Origin of the sequence: Dyella sp. (assembly GCF_036384435.1) — a bacterium.
Lineage (GTDB): Bacteria > Pseudomonadota > Gammaproteobacteria > Xanthomonadales > Rhodanobacteraceae > GSA-30.
Genome location: NZ_DASVMI010000036.1, coordinates 1 through 13,925 on the forward strand (window position 1 = coordinate 1; position 13,925 = coordinate 13,925).

The window sequence follows — 13,925 nt, forward strand, 5'->3', positions numbered from 1 at the left end:
CCGCTATGCGGCCGCCAAATTCCTCGACCTGGGCGAAGGCATGAACGGCATCAACAGCATGGCCCTGCAACAAGGCGGCCTGGGCCTGGTGCTGTCGATCCTGATCGTGTCCGCACCACCCATCGCCGCCAGTTTCTTCCAAGGCATGCTGGCTACGTTCTCAGTGTATTCGTCGTTTGGGAATGTGGGGGCTAAGGATGGGCAGGTGCCGCCTGGGGTGAGCGCGAGCACTCATGCGAATTCTTCGGCAAACCTCGAATTGTCTTCAGCTGCACACGAAAGACAGAACCGAGGCGTGAATCACGCCGCACGGCAAGCACATACCCCCACATCACAGATCGACGAGATACGACGTGACTAGAAAACATAGCCGCTTGATCCTTCTATTACTTTGCTTGGCTGGAAAATCGGCTTTTTCTCAATGTGCCCCCGGAATACCGGGGGTGGGCAATCCAGGATGCGTTCCTCCGGATGTCCCAGGCTCTCCTGGGCGACAGCACAACTACGCATCATCGACGCCTGAACCCATCTGGGAAGCTCGATGGGGCGCAATTGTCTACGACAAAGATACTGACCGATTCAGTTTGTCTTCTGGCGAGAAAAGCAAACGCATAGCCGTTAAAAAGGTCATAAAAAATTGCAAGGAAAAGGGCGGAAAAAAGTGTGATCTTGTATTTGCCTACTACAATCAGTGCGCCGCCATTGCGAGCAATGAAAATAACATAGGCTATGGAAGAGGACCGTATAAATCCATCGCCGAAGAACTGGCGCTAAAAAAATGCGAAAAAATCGAACCATGTGAAATTATCTACAGCAAATGCAACTACGCAGAACGTGTCAATTAACTTCTAACGAGATGATCCTATCCTCCAAAATTCAAATGAAGAACATCTTTAAATTCATTCCCGCACTAACCCTTGCGCTCACAGCCTGCGATAAGCCCATGGAAAAATTCGACGTCGAAAGAAATTCTCATCCCCGCGTGCGTTACCAGTTGACGATGAAGATCAACAAAAGCCCTGGTCCGTTTGATAGCGCCAAAGGAAGCATGACATACGAAATCAGAAATCAATCTTGCGTTCGCCCTGCTCCCATAAGTGGCGTTCGCGTATCACAAAGCGAATACCCCGAATTTGAAATGAAAAAAATCGCGGAAGATACGTACGTGGGTGACGTGTATTTCGACCTTCTCGAAGGAGGTGACTACTACGGCCTTGGGGTCTGCTATTGGAGGCTTCAATCCGTAAATATAAATTTGATGACTAAATCTAATATTCTTCGCGCGGGATTCTCCGCCAAAAAAATTCAAGACGAACAGCCCCGGGATCTCTATTTCCTCTTGGATGATTACGAGCAAGGTGATCGGCCAAAGGACAACAGCGCAGTACCCTTAAACGAGAACAACAAAAAATTCCTGGATGAATTTTTCTCCGTCACCTTCACCGGAAAGAGGATGTTTTAATGGAGGCTAAGACCAGGGAAGCGGCCATGCTGGCCGATGACAGTTACCGCGCCAAGGAAGAGGGCAAAATCGAAACTATCGATGGCATCGAATACAAAATTATCGCCGTCGCCGATCAAAAATCCGGCTTCCAGGCTGTCGCCTACCAACGCCAGGACACCGGGGCCGTCATCATTGCCTATCGTGGCACCGAATTCGATCGCGAACCCTTCAAGGATGGCGTGATTGCAGACGGCCATATGGTGCTCAAAGGCGTCAATACCCAATACGACGACGCCGTCGCCTTCACCGAACATGCCATCGCGCTAGCGAAGGCATCTGAACCGCACTTCAAGGGCCCCGTCGCCATCAGCATCACCGGCCATTCGCTGGGTGGCACGCTCACCCAGTTGATGTGTCATCGATACAACCTTCCGGGCATCACCTTCAACGCCTATGGTGCAGCGGGCCTGGGCTACAAGCTGCCCGAGGGCGGCAGCCTGGTGCAGAACCACGTCGTGGCGACCGATCTGGTCAGCGCCGCCAGCCCGCATTTCGGTGAAGTCCATGTCTACATGTCCGAACGCGACGCCGCCATGCTCAAACGCGGACGCTACATCGATCACGCTTCCAGTGGCATCGGAGCCAACCCGTTTCTCACCAGCAATATCGATGCCCATCGCATGGGCAATTTCCTGCCCGTCAATCCCTTCCACGGCACCAGCATCATCAGCCGGGAAAACGAACTCCGCGCCAAGACATATGCCGTCGAGGTCAACGGATTCCGGGGCAATGTGATGGAGCATCGCCTGACTGCCGCCGCGTGCGCCAGAAAGCTGCTCACCAACGACTTCGAAATCTGCGATGCGCAAGCCTTGGGCACGCTTGTCGAGCACGCCCGCGAAGCCGCGCTTGAATCGGATCCCGTCAAGAACAAGCTGGCGAAAATCACCGGCTACAAGGACGCGGCCACCCGATGGATGCATAACCTGTTGAGCGACACCAAGCACGCCATTGTCGACACCACCAACCGCGTTTCTGACGCGATGGATCAGGCCACCGACCACATCAAGCAAAAGGTCTCCGACGCCGGACACGCCATTGTGGACACCGCCAACCGCGTTTCTGACGCGATGGATCAGACCACCGACCACATCAAGCAAAAGGTCTCCGACGCCGGGCACGCCATTGTCGACACCACCAACCGCGTGTCCCACGCGATGGATCAGGCCACCGACAACGTCAAGCATCAGGTCCAGCAGACCGTCAGTCATATCAAGCAAGGTGCCCAGGAACTCAGTCATCAGGCTGGCGTTGCGCTCGATAGCGCCATCGAGGGCACGGCCAAGACGGTTCAGCAGGGCGTGGATGTCACCCGGCGAAACGTGCAGGCTGCCAGTCGCGCGGTCGATGAGGGCCTGGAAAAGCTCGGCGAGGGCATGCACAAGGTGCTGCACCCTGAAAAACCCATGCTGCTGTTGAACGACCCTGCCCACCCCGATCGCCAGCTCTACCAGCAAGCGTTCGCTGGCGTGAAAAACCTGGATGTCCTGCACCGGCGTCCCACCGATCACCATTCCGAACAGCTGGCCGCCGGCCTGGTCGTGCTGGCTCGCGAACAAGGCATGACGCGCATCGACAAGGTCATGCTCAGTCCGGACCTCACCCAGATAAACATCATTCAAGGCAACGAGTCGTGGGTGTCCAACAGCGCCATCACCAACACCAATACCACCGCCCGCACCCCGATACAGGTGCATAGCCAGGCCTGGAAAGACACCACCCCCGAGCCCGTGCAGCAACAACTGGAGCAGCAGGAACAGGAGCGTCTTCAGCTATCAGTGGCATCGCCAGGGCGCTCGTTCGGGCGGTAAGGGTTTTGAACAAAGGCAACGATGGATCGTTGACTTCATGGATATTCACCCGGCAGCCAGGGGGCTGCCACGTTTGGACCGACAAGGATCATGGTTTACAGCTCCACCCCCTCGCTGACTTTACCGGCTACCGACACCGTCAGACCTCTGGCCGCACGACGACGTAGGCACCCTGTTCTCGTTGGGCGTGCTCAGTTTCACCATCGCGCTCTCCTTGAAGATGGTGCAGGCCGTTGCCGCCTCCTTCCTGGCGCGCTATGCGGCCGCCAAGTTCCTCGACCTGGGCGAAGGCATGAACGGCATCAACAGCATGGCCCTGCAACAAGGCGGCCTGGGCCTGGTGCTGTCGATCCTGATCGTGTCCGCACCGCCTATCGCCGCCAGTTTCTTCCAGGGCATGCTGGCCACGTTCTCAGTGTATTCGTCGTTTGGGAATGTGGGGGCTAAGGATGGGCAGGTGCCGCCTGGGGTAAACGCTAGCAGTAGCAGAAGCCCGGCACCAATCCGTGATTCAGTCTTGGCTGAAAACGAAAGACAGGCCCAGAACATGAGAAACGCCACATGGCAAGTAAACACTTCCACACCACAAACCGATGAGATAGGACGTGGCTAAAAAATATTGTTACTTGATATTCATATCGCTTTGGATCATCAGCAACTCAACCTTCTCTCAGTGTGCTCCAGGCATACCGGGGGCTGGCAATCCTGGTTGTGTACCACCCGATGTCCCTGGTTCGCCGGGCGGGCAGCATGGGCATGGAGCCCAATCGCCAGCTCAAGCCATCTGGAAAAGTCGATGGGGAGCGATAGCGTATGACAAGGATACCGATCGAATCAGCTTGTCGTCTGGCGAGAAAAGCAAGCGCGTTGCCGTTAAAAAAGTCATGAAAAACTGCGAGGAAAAAGGAGGAAAACAATGCCGACTTGTATTTGCGTATCACAATCAATGCGCAGCCATAGCAAGTAACGAAGGGAAAATAAGCTATGGCACAGGTCCATACAAAAACATAGCGGAAGATCTTGTCATGAAAAACTGCAAAAAAACGGGGTCCTGCGAGCTCATATATAGCAAGTGCAGCTACGCGGAACGCGTCGATTAAATTATAAAGAGATGATACGCAATGGCAAAATACAAATGAATCAATCCATTAAATTCACCGCCCTCCTAATATTCGTGCTCGCAGCCTGTGACAAGCCCATGAAAAAATTTGAAGTCGAAAGAAATCCGAATCCTAGGATGCATTACCAAGTCACCATGAATATTAACAAAAGCCCTGGACCTTTTGACGAAGTCAAGGGATTCCTGACATATAGAATCGAAAACCGACAATGCGTTTCAGAAGACCCAATAAGCGGAGTTCGCGCCACGCAAGCCGAATGGCCTGAATTTGAACTTAAAAAAGTCTCGGAGGACGCATACATCGGAGAACTATACCTAGACCTCTTTAAAGGGGATGATTACTACGGACTCGGAGTCTGTCAGTGGAAGCTTCAATCGATAACAATAACACCGACGGTTAACGGTAATACATTCTACCTTTCCGCCACCGCCGAAGAAATTCAAAGAGGAAATCCAACGTCCACTTACTTTCTCCTTGAAGATTACAAAAATTCCTCGGAACCCTTGAAAATATTTGGAGCGCCTCTAAACGAAAACAACAAAACAAAACTGGATAAATTTTTCTCCGTCACAATCACCGGAAAGGAAGCTTTTTAATGGATGCCAAGACCAGGCAGGCTGTCATGCTGGCCGATGACTGTTATCACACAAGAGAAAAAGGCAAGACCGACTATTGATGGCATCCAATACAAGGTCCTAGCCGTCGCCGATAAAAAATCCGGCTACCAAGCCGTCGCCTATCAACGCCAGAACACTGGCGAGGTCATCATTGCCCATCGCGGCACCGAATTTGATCGCGAACCCTTCAAGGACGGCGTGACCAAAGATGGTCCTCTGATGCTCAAGGGCATCAGCAGGCTGCGCGACTGGGCCATGCCTTCAACGATCACGCCATGGCACTGGTAAAGACATTCGAAACGCCATTCGACGGTTCCGGCATCTCCGGTTTGCGTGCGAGCGATTCCTGGAAAGCTCTGAAAACCGACTTGTCCGTCCGCCACGCGTAGGCCGGGATCTTGGCTCTGGCGATGGGCGGTTCCAAGGATTCCCTGCTATCGGCGATTCTGTCGCAGGTTTCGGCTCTAACCCTCCAAGCCGCGACCTAAGTCGCGCCTCGCATCGCGAACGAATGGGCTACCGCCTGGCTTGCTGCTTGCGCAGGGCTTCCACGGCAGCCTCGGCGTTGACTTGCAACAGGCCGTTGGCTGGCTTGCTGCTTTCGAGCAGCAGCTGGTGCACGGTGCGGGCGTCGAGCTTGGGCGAGAGCGACAGCAATAGCGCGGCGATACCGCTGACGTGCGCGGTAGCCATCGACGAGCCGGAGGTGAAGTCGTAGCCGCCGCCGGGTTGGGTGGTGAGGATATCGTTGCCTGGCGCGCTTAGTACGCCCGTCGGTGCCGGCGTGCTGGCACTGCTGCGCACGACGATGACGCCGGGCGCGGCGTCGGGAAAACCGTCGAGGCTGCCGTCCGGTGGCATGGCCGCCACCACGACGCGGCCTTGTTCGAGCAACTGGCCGAGCAGGCGGCTTAACAGGGGATCGGCCGGGCCGCCCAGGCTGAGGTTGACGATGCGCGCATCGGTGTCGATGACGGCGGCCAGCGCCTTGGCCAGGGTGAAGGAGTTGCAGTGCGCGCCGCTGTCGGCCGGCTGGTACCAGCAGGCCTTGTATACGTTGAGCGAGGCTTTTGGCGCGATGCCGACGATGCCTTTGTGGTTGTCGCCGACGGCGGCGATGATGCCGGCCACTTCCGTGCCGTGGTGATCCTTGTCGAAGGCTGCCGCGTCGTCGCCCACCTCATCGCGCGTATCGCCAATACGGCCTTGCAGATCGGGGTGCTTGAGGTCCACGCCGGTGTCGACCACGGCCACGCGCACGCCATCGCCCTGGGTGGCTTCGTGGGCAAGTGCGGCCTGCGTTTCGACGAAGCCGCGTTGCAAGTCGGCGTAGGGGTCGTTGTAGTGATGCTGCGGGGCGTCCTTGTCCGCGTAGACGGAATAATCCTGGAGCGGCTGCGCCAGTTGCACACGGTGGTCACTGGCCAGGGCCTTGAGCAGGTCGTCGCGAGACATGCCAGCCGGAGGTTCGAGCACGATGCAGTAGACGTTGAGCGCCTTGATCGGCCAGCCGGTAAGCTCGTGCCAGCCGTAGCGCTGCCGCAGGCTCGCCAGCAGCGACACCGCACGCTGGCCGGCGCCGTAGTGGGCGGCCGGCGCGTAGCCGAGCAGGCTGGAGCCAGCGTGGGTGGAGGGGGGATCGAGCGGGTTGTCCACCGCCAGCACGATGTCGCGCTGGCTGTTCATCGCAGCGGTGCGGGTGGGTGCCACCGACTGCGCGCGTGGCGTCGCCGGCCGCGTGGCGGCGCAACCGCCAAGTGCCAGCAGCACAGTCAGCAGGGCAGGAACCGCTTTGTTCATGGCGTCCCGCTGACCGGCTCGGCCATGCGCACGCCCTGGTTGCCGCGCAATTGCTGTAACGCCTGCGCGGCGACCGTGGGCGGGCCGACCGGCACGACGGTGTATGCGCCGACCTCGTTCGGGCCACCGACGACCTGCAGATGCAGGGAGCGGAGCAGGGCGTTCCAGTCGGTGAGCTTCATGGTGGGGTCCGGCACGACGTGGATGGCTCCCGGGGCCACGGGCGTGGCATCGGGGCTGCTCAACGTATGGTACGCGGCGTGCTCGTTCTCGCTCCAGAGCCGGGTGCCCAGGGCGCCCAGGCCGATGGCCTGCACCAGCACGGCGGCGGCCAGCAGGCGGGTCACCCAACCACCCGCGCGGCGACGCTCGGGCAAGGCCTGCGGCTCGGGCATGTCCAGCCGGGTCAGCAAGCGCTTGAGGCCGACGTTGGCGTCCAGCGCCACATCCGTCGGCAGTTGCAAGGCCTGTCGCAGGCGGCTTTGCTGGGCGAATTCGGCGCTGCAACCGGCGCAGCGGGCGAGATGGCTCATGAGCCAGTCGCTCTGCTCGGTCGATGCGCTGTCCTGTAGCACCCATGGCATGGCTTCCCAGGCCTGGGCGCAGTCCCTGCTCGATTCGTTGGCGAATGTCATGACACGATCTCTTTCTGCCTGGCCGAGTCGCCGGCCAGTGCGGGTAGCACGTTGCGCAGCTTGACTCGCGCATGGAAAAGGCGGGCTTTTACCGTGCCCACCGGACACTGCATGATCACGGCCACGTCGTCCAGGCTATGACCCACGCCGTACACCAGCTCCACCACCACACGCTGGTCGACCGAGAGCCGGTCCAGTCCCTTGGCCAGCCAGTCGCGCAGTTCGCGGTCTTCATCCGGATCGTGTGCCTGGCTGCGGTCTTCGCGCGAGGGATCGTCTTCCACCGGCTCGTCGCCATGCTGGCGCAGTGCCTTGAGGCCGCAGCGGTAGGCGATGCCCATGATCCAGGTGGACACCCGCGAGTCGCCATGGAAGGTGCCGGCTTTCTGCCAGGCAATCCAGAAGCAGTCGTTGATGACCTCTTCGATGACATCGGCACGCCGCGTCAGGCGGGAGAGAAATCGGCACAGGCGGCCGTGGTAGCTGCGATAGAGCATCGACAGCGCCGCACGGTCGCCGGCCGCCATGCGCTGGAGCAGCAGGCGGTCGGTGGCGTCGGATTGGAGGTCGGTGTCGTTCATGGGTCCGTGGGAAACAGCCGGAAAACGGCTCTTTGCCCGCGTAAGTACCCGGAAACCGGAAAAAGGTTGTATCCGGCTCAGAAGCCCACGGAAACGCTGCCCACCCAGCGTGGCGCCCCCGGTCCCCGGCTGCCGCTGGGCAGCGACAGGTCGGTGGCGATGCGATCGAGCGCCAGCCGCCACGGGCCGTGCGTCCAGGCCACGCCGGCATCGCCGTAGCGATAGGTGAAGGCGCGGCTGTCGTAATAGTGCCCGCGCGGTGGCAGCAGGTATTGCGCCACGCCGATGCCGCCGGTCAGCGAAAAGCCGCCGGGCAGCGGCCAATGCACGGTCAGGTCACCTGCCGGCATGGGCTTGTCGTGGTGGCCGTTGATGGCATGGATGGCCGATACGCCAACGGTCAACACGTCGCGGTAGATCCAGTGCGCACCCACCTCGGCGCGGTCGTAGAGTCGTACGCGCGCGCCACTGCCGTAGTCGTAATAAAGAAGATTGGCCTGCATCTGCCAGGAGTCGGAGAGCGACCAGCTTCGCGCGCCTTGTACCAGGGCTTCGGCCATGCGCCCGGGAGCGCGTGCCTGCACGCCGGCCGCCGCGCCCAGCGTCCAGCCGCCGGGGGAGTTCCAGGAGGCGGCACCTTGCAGGATCGGCGTGGATCGCGTGATCGCCAGGCCGCGATCGACCAGTTGGGAATTGAGCGCCAGCGTGCCGCTGAACGGGCTCGACTGCGCATGCAATCGAAGCGGCAGGCATGCCACGACGATGGCTGCGGGCAACATGGCCAGCGCGGTGCCACGACGAGCCTTCATGCGGTGTGCGAACGCAAGGCGCCGTGGCGGGAGGCCGCCACGGCGCGTGCGTATCGTGGTTTTCCTGTGCGAATGCTTTGCGGCATCTTTACATCGTGGTCGGCATGGATGCCTTCGATTCGCTGGGGCACGGGCTCGGCTACCTGGTCAGTGGACGGTTCCCAAGTAGGTGATGAGGTCATCCAGCTGCTTGGCATCCGTGAGTCCATCGTATTTCATTTTGGTCCCCGGGTTTGCCTGTTTGGCCGGCTGCGACAGATACGTGTGCAACTGTTCGGGGGTCCAGACCCAACTGCCGGCGCGTGCCTTGAGCGCATCGGAGTATTCGTAGTCGGGCAGGGAGCCCGCCTTGCGCCCCACGATGCCGAACAGGCTTGGGCCCTTCTTGTTGCGGCCCTGCTTGACCGTGTGGCACTCGGCGCATTCGGATTTGAATACGTCTGCGCCTTTTTCGGCATCGCCCGCGCGGGCAGCCGGGGATGCAGCCATGCCGCCGGACAGCAGCAGGGCTACACCCAGTCCAACCAACCATTTGCTCACTGTGTGCTCCTTCATCGGTTTAGAACGCGACGCTGGCCGAGACGGAGAACGCGTTGAGGTCCCCTGGCTTTCGTGGGCCGGCCACGCCGATCGGCAGGCCGAAGATGTTGTCCGTGGTGCCATCGACCTTGGTGAAGCGGAACCAGGTCAGGGCCAGCTTGAGATTGGCGATCGTGGTGAACGAATCCTCCTTGCCGAACGGGGTCCAGAACACGCTGAAAAGGTTGGCGGTGGTGTCGGGGTTGCCATAGGGGGTGAACCGCGCCGCGTCACGCGTGCCGTTGCTTTCCAGGTGCGCCACCTGCAAGCCGTAGCTCTGCTTGAACACGTAGGTGGCGCTCAGGGTCTGGTCGTGCACTACGCCGCGAGGCAATGCCAGTTGCGCCGGATTGGCCGGGTTGGGGAAAACGGTGCCGTACTTGCGCCGCTCCATGATGTTCACGTAGCTGAGCTGCACGATGTTGTCGCGGTTGCCCAGGAATTGGTAACTGAGGTCATAACCGAGGTCGGTCAGCCTGTCGGCGGGTGCGTTGCGCGGGAATTGCCGCTTGGTGGTCAGGCCCACCACGCCGATCGAGAAGAACTGGCGCTTGAGGTCTTTCATGTACGCAAAGCGGAAGTAGCCGGTATCGCTGATGCGCCCCGGATCGCTGCCGATGTCGTAGCCCAGGTGATCCTGCGTGGACGTGGGCAGGGTGCGATAGGTGCCCACTTCGCCGTACCAGTTCTTGTCGAACAGGCCATATACCGTGCTGCCGATCAGGTGGCCGGCCACCGAGCGTGCGCTGGAATTGTTGAGGAATGTTCCCGTCGGGCCGCTCCCACCGGGCGGCCCAAGATAGGCCGACATCGGCAGGATCGAGATCGGATCGTCGAAGCCCGGGCTGGTGTTGATGCTCACGCCAAGCGTGAAATCCTTGCCGCCAAGCTTCAGTTCCTTGGCGACGTAGCGCAGGTCCAGGTTGGTCAGCTTGGTGTTGTAGACGTTGTTGTGGCCGGCGTAGTCGGCTTCCACCTTGGCATAGCCGCCGAAGTTGTCGCTGATGCGGCCGGCCACGTACAGGTCCGCCTCGGTCAGTGCCGTGCTGCTTTGGCCCTGCGCCGGTGCGTTATGGGTTTCGGTGAGCTGGCCCGATAGCGGGATCTTGGTGCCGTTGCCATCGGTGTCGGTGAAACCATTGAGCTTGAACCGCATGCCGTAGGGCGTGAGGTTGGGGCCTGTGGCCAGGTTGCCGTACGAGCCGGCATGACAATCGGCGCACGATGAGCCGGTCTGGCGTGCAAAGGCAGGGATGGCTTGCGCGGCGCTGCTGCCGAGCAGCAGCAACAACGCCAGGGCACTCCATGAAAGCAGCGTGCCGGGCCGTCGTCTGCGGCGGGAGGGGGAAAGGGACAACATGGGGGCTCCTTTGGATCGATGGGGTCCGACGGTTACCAACGCCTTGCGCCCATCAGCGGCGGCGTTGCGGCAGCATTCCGCGCAACGTGCCGTCGCGCAGGATGAAGTGGTGCCAGAGCGCGGCACCGACGTGCACGCACGCCAGTGCAAGTAGCACCCAGGCGGCGTCCTGGTGCCAGTCGAGCAGGTTGTCGGCGAGGTCTTCATCCTCACCGACCAGGGCCGGCAACGTCAGGCCGAGAAAATGCACGGGCTTGCCCTCGGCATTGCTCAACGCCCAGCCCAGCAGCGGCAGCGTGAGCAACACGGCATACAGCGCCAGGTGCGTGATGCCGGCAGCCAGGCGCAGCAGGCGCGATGACTGGCCTTCGGCGGCAAGCCTGCCGACCCGGATGCGTACCAGCACGCGCGCGGCGAACAACAGCAACACCAGCAGGCCAAAATGTCGATGGCCTTCGAGCAACCATTGGCGCAGCGCGCGGCCATCGAGTTCATCGCGCGCAAAGATCAGGCCGGCGGCCAGCAGCAGGCACAGCACGGTGAGCCAGTGCAGCCACACCACCTTGCGCGGGCGCGCTTGCGCACCGTTGCCAGTCATCGAACGATCGTTGCGTGTTGCCGTCATCCCGCCGTCCCCGAGCATCGCCTGGTGGCCATCCGAGGGTTTCGGCCGGCCGATACGAGGCATTGCCCGTGAGTGCTGGCGGCTTCGGGAAAGGTTGCGCGACGGGCCGGCAACGGGAGGCGACGTTACGCAAGGTGACGAAGTCACGGACGGGCGCAACCTTTCCTGCCGTGGGTGGCACTCAACCGGGAAGCACGTTCACCGGACACTCACGGCCAGGCCCATGGATATCGAACGCATCCAGTTGCAACCGCACGGCGACAGCCGTGGCATGCTCGTGGCGCTGGAAGAGCAGCGCAACGTGCCGTTCGACATACGACGGGTCTACTACGTGTATGCCACGCGCGGCGACGTGCATCGCGGCCAGCATGCCCATCGCCATCTCACCCAGATGGCCATCGCGGTGCGCGGCGCGGTCACCATCCTGCTCGATGACGGCAGCGGCGCGCAGGAGGTACGCCTGGATGACCCCGCGCAAGGCCTGATGATCGGCAGCATGGTGTGGCGCGAGCTGTACGACTTCAGTGACGATTGCGTGCTGATGGTTCTGGCCGACCAGCTCTATGACCCGGCCGACTATATCTACGACTACGACCAGTTCCTGCGCGAAGCGCATGGTGATGCCATGCGGGAGGGCGTTGCCGCATGGCGAGGCCGCTAGTGATCATCGGCGCAGGCGAATTCGCGCAGATCGCCTGTGAATACTTCACCCATGACAGCGACTATGACGTGGCTGCCTTCAGCGTGGAGCGCTCGTGGTTGCGCGAGACAGAGCTGGCCGGTCACCCGGTGGTGCCGTACGAGGAACTGGCCTTGTATTATCCACCTGCCGATTTCGACGCCTTCGTGGCCGTGCCGTCGAGTCAGCTCAACCGGCTGCGCACGCGGCTGTACCAGGATGCCCGGGCACGCGGCTATGCCATGGCAAGTTATGTAAGCAGCCGTGCCTTCGTGTGGCGCAATGCGCAACTGGGCGAACACTGCTTCATTTTCGAAAACAACGTGATCCAGCCCTTCGTCACCATCGGCAGCAACTGCGTGTTGTGGAGCGGCAACCATGTCGGCCACCGCACGGTGATCGGCGACAACGTGTTCGTGGCGTCGCATGCGGTGATTTCCGGTTATTGCCAGATCGGCCAGAACAGCTTCCTGGGCGTCAACAGCACATTCAACGACCACGTGAACGTGGCACAGGACAATGTGATCGGCTCCGGCGCCCTGGTGGTTCGCGATACCGAGCCAGGGCGGATCTACGTGGGTTCGCCGGCCAAGGCCTTGCCTGGCAAGTCGAGCTTCGACGTGAGCCTGTAGCCATGCGTACGTTGCATTGGGCCAAGCAGGGGCTGGTCTTCGATACCGCGCGCCAGGGTGTGGGTGGATGGATGTGCCATTCGGCGCTCACGCCCACGCCACACCGGCTCGACGAGGAAACGATCCGCGTCTATGCGGGCTTTCGCGATGCCGATGGCATCAGCCGCATCGGGTATGTGGACGTATGTGCCGATGATCCCCGGCAGGTGCTGCGAGTCAGCCCGTCACCCGTGCTGGATATCGGTCGTGACGGCTGTTTCGACGACAACGGTGTGATCCTGGGCGACGTCGTGGCGGCGCCGGGCGGCCTGCACATGTTCTACGTCGGATTCCAGCGCGTGGCCAAAGCCAAGTTCCTGGCTTTCACCGGCCTGGCGATCTCGCGCGATGGTGGCGAGACATTCCAGCGGCACCAGGAGACGCCGATTCTCGATCGCGCGCCCGGTCGCAGCACCATTGCCGCCATCCACACGGCCATGTTCGAGAACGGACGCTGGCGGCTCTGGTATGCGGTGGGTGACGACTGGGAGATGCTGCAAGGCAAGCCGTATCCGCGCTACCACATCCGTCATGCCGAAACGGCGGACCTGCATGACGTGCCGCGCGACGATCGCATCTGCCTGTTGCCCCAGGGCAGCGAATACCGTATCGGGCGCCCTCGTGTGTATCGCCTCAACGGTGGCTACGTCATGTATTTCACGCGTGGTAACGTCACCGGCGAATATTTTCCCGGTGTGGCGTTCAGCGAGGACGGCCTGCGCTGGGAACGTCGCGACGAGGCTCTGGGACTTGCGCTGTCCGATGCCGGCTGGGATTCGCGCGTGATCTGCTATCCCTCGCTGATCCGTCACGGTGACGGCCTGCTGATGTTCTACAACGGCAACGACATGGGCATGGCCGGCTTCGGCGTCGCCACGGTCGAAGGCCTCTATCGAGGGGACGGTCGTGTTCACGGTTAGGCCGTATGGACCGGCCGATGCCGACGCCTGGGATTGGGCCGTCGCCGGGTCGCGTCAGGGCAACCTGCTGCATCGACGCGGCTACATGGATTACCACGCCGATCGATTCGTCGATGCGTCGCTGGTGGTGGAGCGCGAGGGGGCGATTGTCGCGGTGTTTCCTGCCGATCGCCTGGGCGATCAGGTGCGCAGTCACGGCGGCCTGACCTATGG

The 13,925-nt window shown here is 60.8% G+C and carries 17 protein-coding genes and 2 pseudogenes; 12 read left to right on the plus strand and 7 right to left on the minus strand.

What is annotated here, in order from left to right:
• From VF436_RS03305 to VF436_RS03335, 8 genes and pseudogenes are all read left to right on the plus strand, one after another.
• A pseudogene (locus VF436_RS03305) lies at positions 1-361 on the plus strand (hypothetical protein); the annotation flags it as partial.
• Positions 354-845: a DUF4189 domain-containing protein gene (locus tag VF436_RS03310; protein WP_330902557.1), complete on the plus strand. Its 492-nt coding sequence runs from the start codon at positions 354-356 to the stop codon at positions 843-845. The pseudogene VF436_RS03305 and the gene VF436_RS03310, both read left to right, overlap by 8 nt.
• Positions 846-943: 98 nt before the next feature.
• Entirely contained in the window at positions 944-1,462 is a 519-nt protein-coding gene (locus VF436_RS03315; protein WP_330902558.1) for a hypothetical protein, read from the plus strand.
• A complete protein-coding gene (locus tag VF436_RS03320) occupies positions 1,462-3,315 on the plus strand; it encodes an XVIPCD domain-containing protein (protein WP_330902559.1) in 1,854 nt (617 codons plus the stop codon). The genes VF436_RS03315 and VF436_RS03320 overlap by 1 nt, the downstream gene beginning before the upstream one ends.
• Positions 3,316-3,502: 187 nt before the next feature.
• Positions 3,503-3,928, plus strand: coding sequence for a hypothetical protein (locus VF436_RS03325; RefSeq protein ID WP_330902560.1), 426 nt, complete (start codon positions 3,503-3,505; stop codon positions 3,926-3,928).
• A complete protein-coding gene (locus tag VF436_RS21670) occupies positions 3,921-4,415 on the plus strand; it encodes a DUF4189 domain-containing protein (protein WP_414649805.1) in 495 nt (164 codons plus the stop codon). The genes VF436_RS03325 and VF436_RS21670 overlap by 8 nt, the downstream gene beginning before the upstream one ends.
• Positions 4,416-4,450: 35 nt before the next feature.
• Entirely contained in the window at positions 4,451-5,032 is a 582-nt protein-coding gene (locus tag VF436_RS03330) for a hypothetical protein (protein ID WP_330902561.1), read from the plus strand.
• Between the two features lie 36 nt (positions 5,033-5,068).
• Positions 5,069-5,341 carry a hypothetical protein gene (locus VF436_RS03335; protein ID WP_330902562.1) on the plus strand — a complete coding sequence of 91 codons (273 nt, stop codon included), beginning with the start codon at positions 5,069-5,071 and terminating at the stop codon, positions 5,339-5,341.
• A gap of 228 nt (positions 5,342-5,569) precedes the next feature.
• On the opposite strand, the gene VF436_RS03340 is transcribed toward VF436_RS03335, so the two are convergent.
• The 7 genes from VF436_RS03340 to VF436_RS03370 form a co-directional block, all read right to left on the minus strand.
• Positions 5,570-6,853, minus strand: a complete 1,284-nt coding sequence (locus VF436_RS03340; RefSeq protein ID WP_330902564.1) for a S8 family serine peptidase — start codon at positions 6,851-6,853, stop codon at positions 5,570-5,572.
• Complete coding sequence (locus tag VF436_RS03345; protein WP_330902565.1) at positions 6,850-7,488, minus strand: zf-HC2 domain-containing protein; 639 nt, start codon at positions 7,486-7,488, stop codon at positions 6,850-6,852. The genes VF436_RS03340 and VF436_RS03345 overlap by 4 nt, the downstream gene beginning before the upstream one ends.
• Positions 7,485-8,069: an RNA polymerase sigma factor gene (locus VF436_RS03350; RefSeq protein WP_330902566.1), complete on the minus strand. Its 585-nt coding sequence runs from the start codon at positions 8,067-8,069 to the stop codon at positions 7,485-7,487. The genes VF436_RS03345 and VF436_RS03350 overlap by 4 nt, the downstream gene beginning before the upstream one ends.
• Positions 8,070-8,146: 77 nt before the next feature.
• A complete protein-coding gene (locus VF436_RS03355; protein WP_330902567.1) occupies positions 8,147-8,878 on the minus strand; it encodes a hypothetical protein in 732 nt (243 codons plus the stop codon).
• Between the two features lie 147 nt (positions 8,879-9,025).
• Positions 9,026-9,433, minus strand: a complete 408-nt coding sequence (locus tag VF436_RS03360) for a c-type cytochrome (protein WP_414649806.1) — start codon at positions 9,431-9,433, stop codon at positions 9,026-9,028.
• Between the two features lie 4 nt (positions 9,434-9,437).
• Complete coding sequence (locus tag VF436_RS03365) at positions 9,438-10,817, minus strand: cytochrome C (RefSeq protein ID WP_330902568.1); 1,380 nt, start codon at positions 10,815-10,817, stop codon at positions 9,438-9,440.
• A 52-nt stretch (positions 10,818-10,869) separates the two neighbouring features.
• Positions 10,870-11,442: a cytochrome b gene (locus VF436_RS03370; protein ID WP_414649807.1), complete on the minus strand. Its 573-nt coding sequence runs from the start codon at positions 11,440-11,442 to the stop codon at positions 10,870-10,872.
• Between the two features lie 223 nt (positions 11,443-11,665).
• On the opposite strand from VF436_RS03370, the gene VF436_RS03375 reads away from it, so the two are divergent.
• From VF436_RS03375 to VF436_RS03390, 4 genes and pseudogenes are all read left to right on the plus strand, one after another.
• Positions 11,666-12,103: an FdtA/QdtA family cupin domain-containing protein gene (locus VF436_RS03375; protein WP_330902569.1), complete on the plus strand. Its 438-nt coding sequence runs from the start codon at positions 11,666-11,668 to the stop codon at positions 12,101-12,103.
• The gene (locus VF436_RS03380; RefSeq protein ID WP_330902570.1) at positions 12,088-12,753 is read left to right on the plus strand and encodes an acetyltransferase; all 666 of its coding nucleotides are present in this window, start codon (positions 12,088-12,090) and stop codon (positions 12,751-12,753) included. Before VF436_RS03375 ends, VF436_RS03380 begins: the two co-directional genes overlap by 16 nt.
• Before the next feature lie 2 nt (positions 12,754-12,755).
• Complete coding sequence (locus VF436_RS03385) at positions 12,756-13,712, plus strand: hypothetical protein (RefSeq protein WP_330902571.1); 957 nt, start codon at positions 12,756-12,758, stop codon at positions 13,710-13,712.
• Positions 13,699-13,925: pseudogene (locus tag VF436_RS03390) on the plus strand (GNAT family N-acetyltransferase); the annotation flags it as partial. The gene VF436_RS03385 and the pseudogene VF436_RS03390, both read left to right, overlap by 14 nt.

Excerpts from the sequence above, each read along its gene's own strand:
- VF436_RS03315 (WP_330902558.1), top strand. The coding sequence starts at position 944 with ATGGAAAAATTCGACGTCGAAAGAAATTCTCATCCCCGCGTGCGTTAC.
- VF436_RS03320 (WP_330902559.1), top strand. The coding sequence starts at position 1,462 with ATGGAGGCTAAGACCAGGGAAGCGGCCATGCTGGCCGATGACAGTTAC.
- VF436_RS03330 (WP_330902561.1), top strand. The coding sequence starts at position 4,451 with ATGAATCAATCCATTAAATTCACCGCCCTCCTAATATTCGTGCTCGCA.
- VF436_RS03335 (WP_330902562.1), top strand. The coding sequence starts at position 5,069 with ATGACTGTTATCACACAAGAGAAAAAGGCAAGACCGACTATTGATGGC.
- VF436_RS03340 (WP_330902564.1), bottom strand. The coding sequence starts at position 6,853 with ATGAACAAAGCGGTTCCTGCCCTGCTGACTGTGCTGCTGGCACTTGGC.
- VF436_RS03345 (WP_330902565.1), bottom strand. The coding sequence starts at position 7,488 with ATGACATTCGCCAACGAATCGAGCAGGGACTGCGCCCAGGCCTGGGAA.
- VF436_RS03350 (WP_330902566.1), bottom strand. The coding sequence starts at position 8,069 with ATGAACGACACCGACCTCCAATCCGACGCCACCGACCGCCTGCTGCTC.
- VF436_RS03355 (WP_330902567.1), bottom strand. The coding sequence starts at position 8,878 with ATGAAGGCTCGTCGTGGCACCGCGCTGGCCATGTTGCCCGCAGCCATC.
- VF436_RS03360 (WP_414649806.1), bottom strand. The coding sequence starts at position 9,433 with ATGAAGGAGCACACAGTGAGCAAATGGTTGGTTGGACTGGGTGTAGCC.
- VF436_RS03365 (WP_330902568.1), bottom strand. The coding sequence starts at position 10,817 with ATGTTGTCCCTTTCCCCCTCCCGCCGCAGACGACGGCCCGGCACGCTG.
- VF436_RS03370 (WP_414649807.1), bottom strand. The coding sequence starts at position 11,442 with ATGACGGCAACACGCAACGATCGTTCGATGACTGGCAACGGTGCGCAA.
- VF436_RS03375 (WP_330902569.1), top strand. The coding sequence starts at position 11,666 with ATGGATATCGAACGCATCCAGTTGCAACCGCACGGCGACAGCCGTGGC.
- VF436_RS03380 (WP_330902570.1), top strand. The coding sequence starts at position 12,088 with ATGGCGAGGCCGCTAGTGATCATCGGCGCAGGCGAATTCGCGCAGATC.
- VF436_RS03385 (WP_330902571.1), top strand. The coding sequence starts at position 12,756 with ATGCGTACGTTGCATTGGGCCAAGCAGGGGCTGGTCTTCGATACCGCG.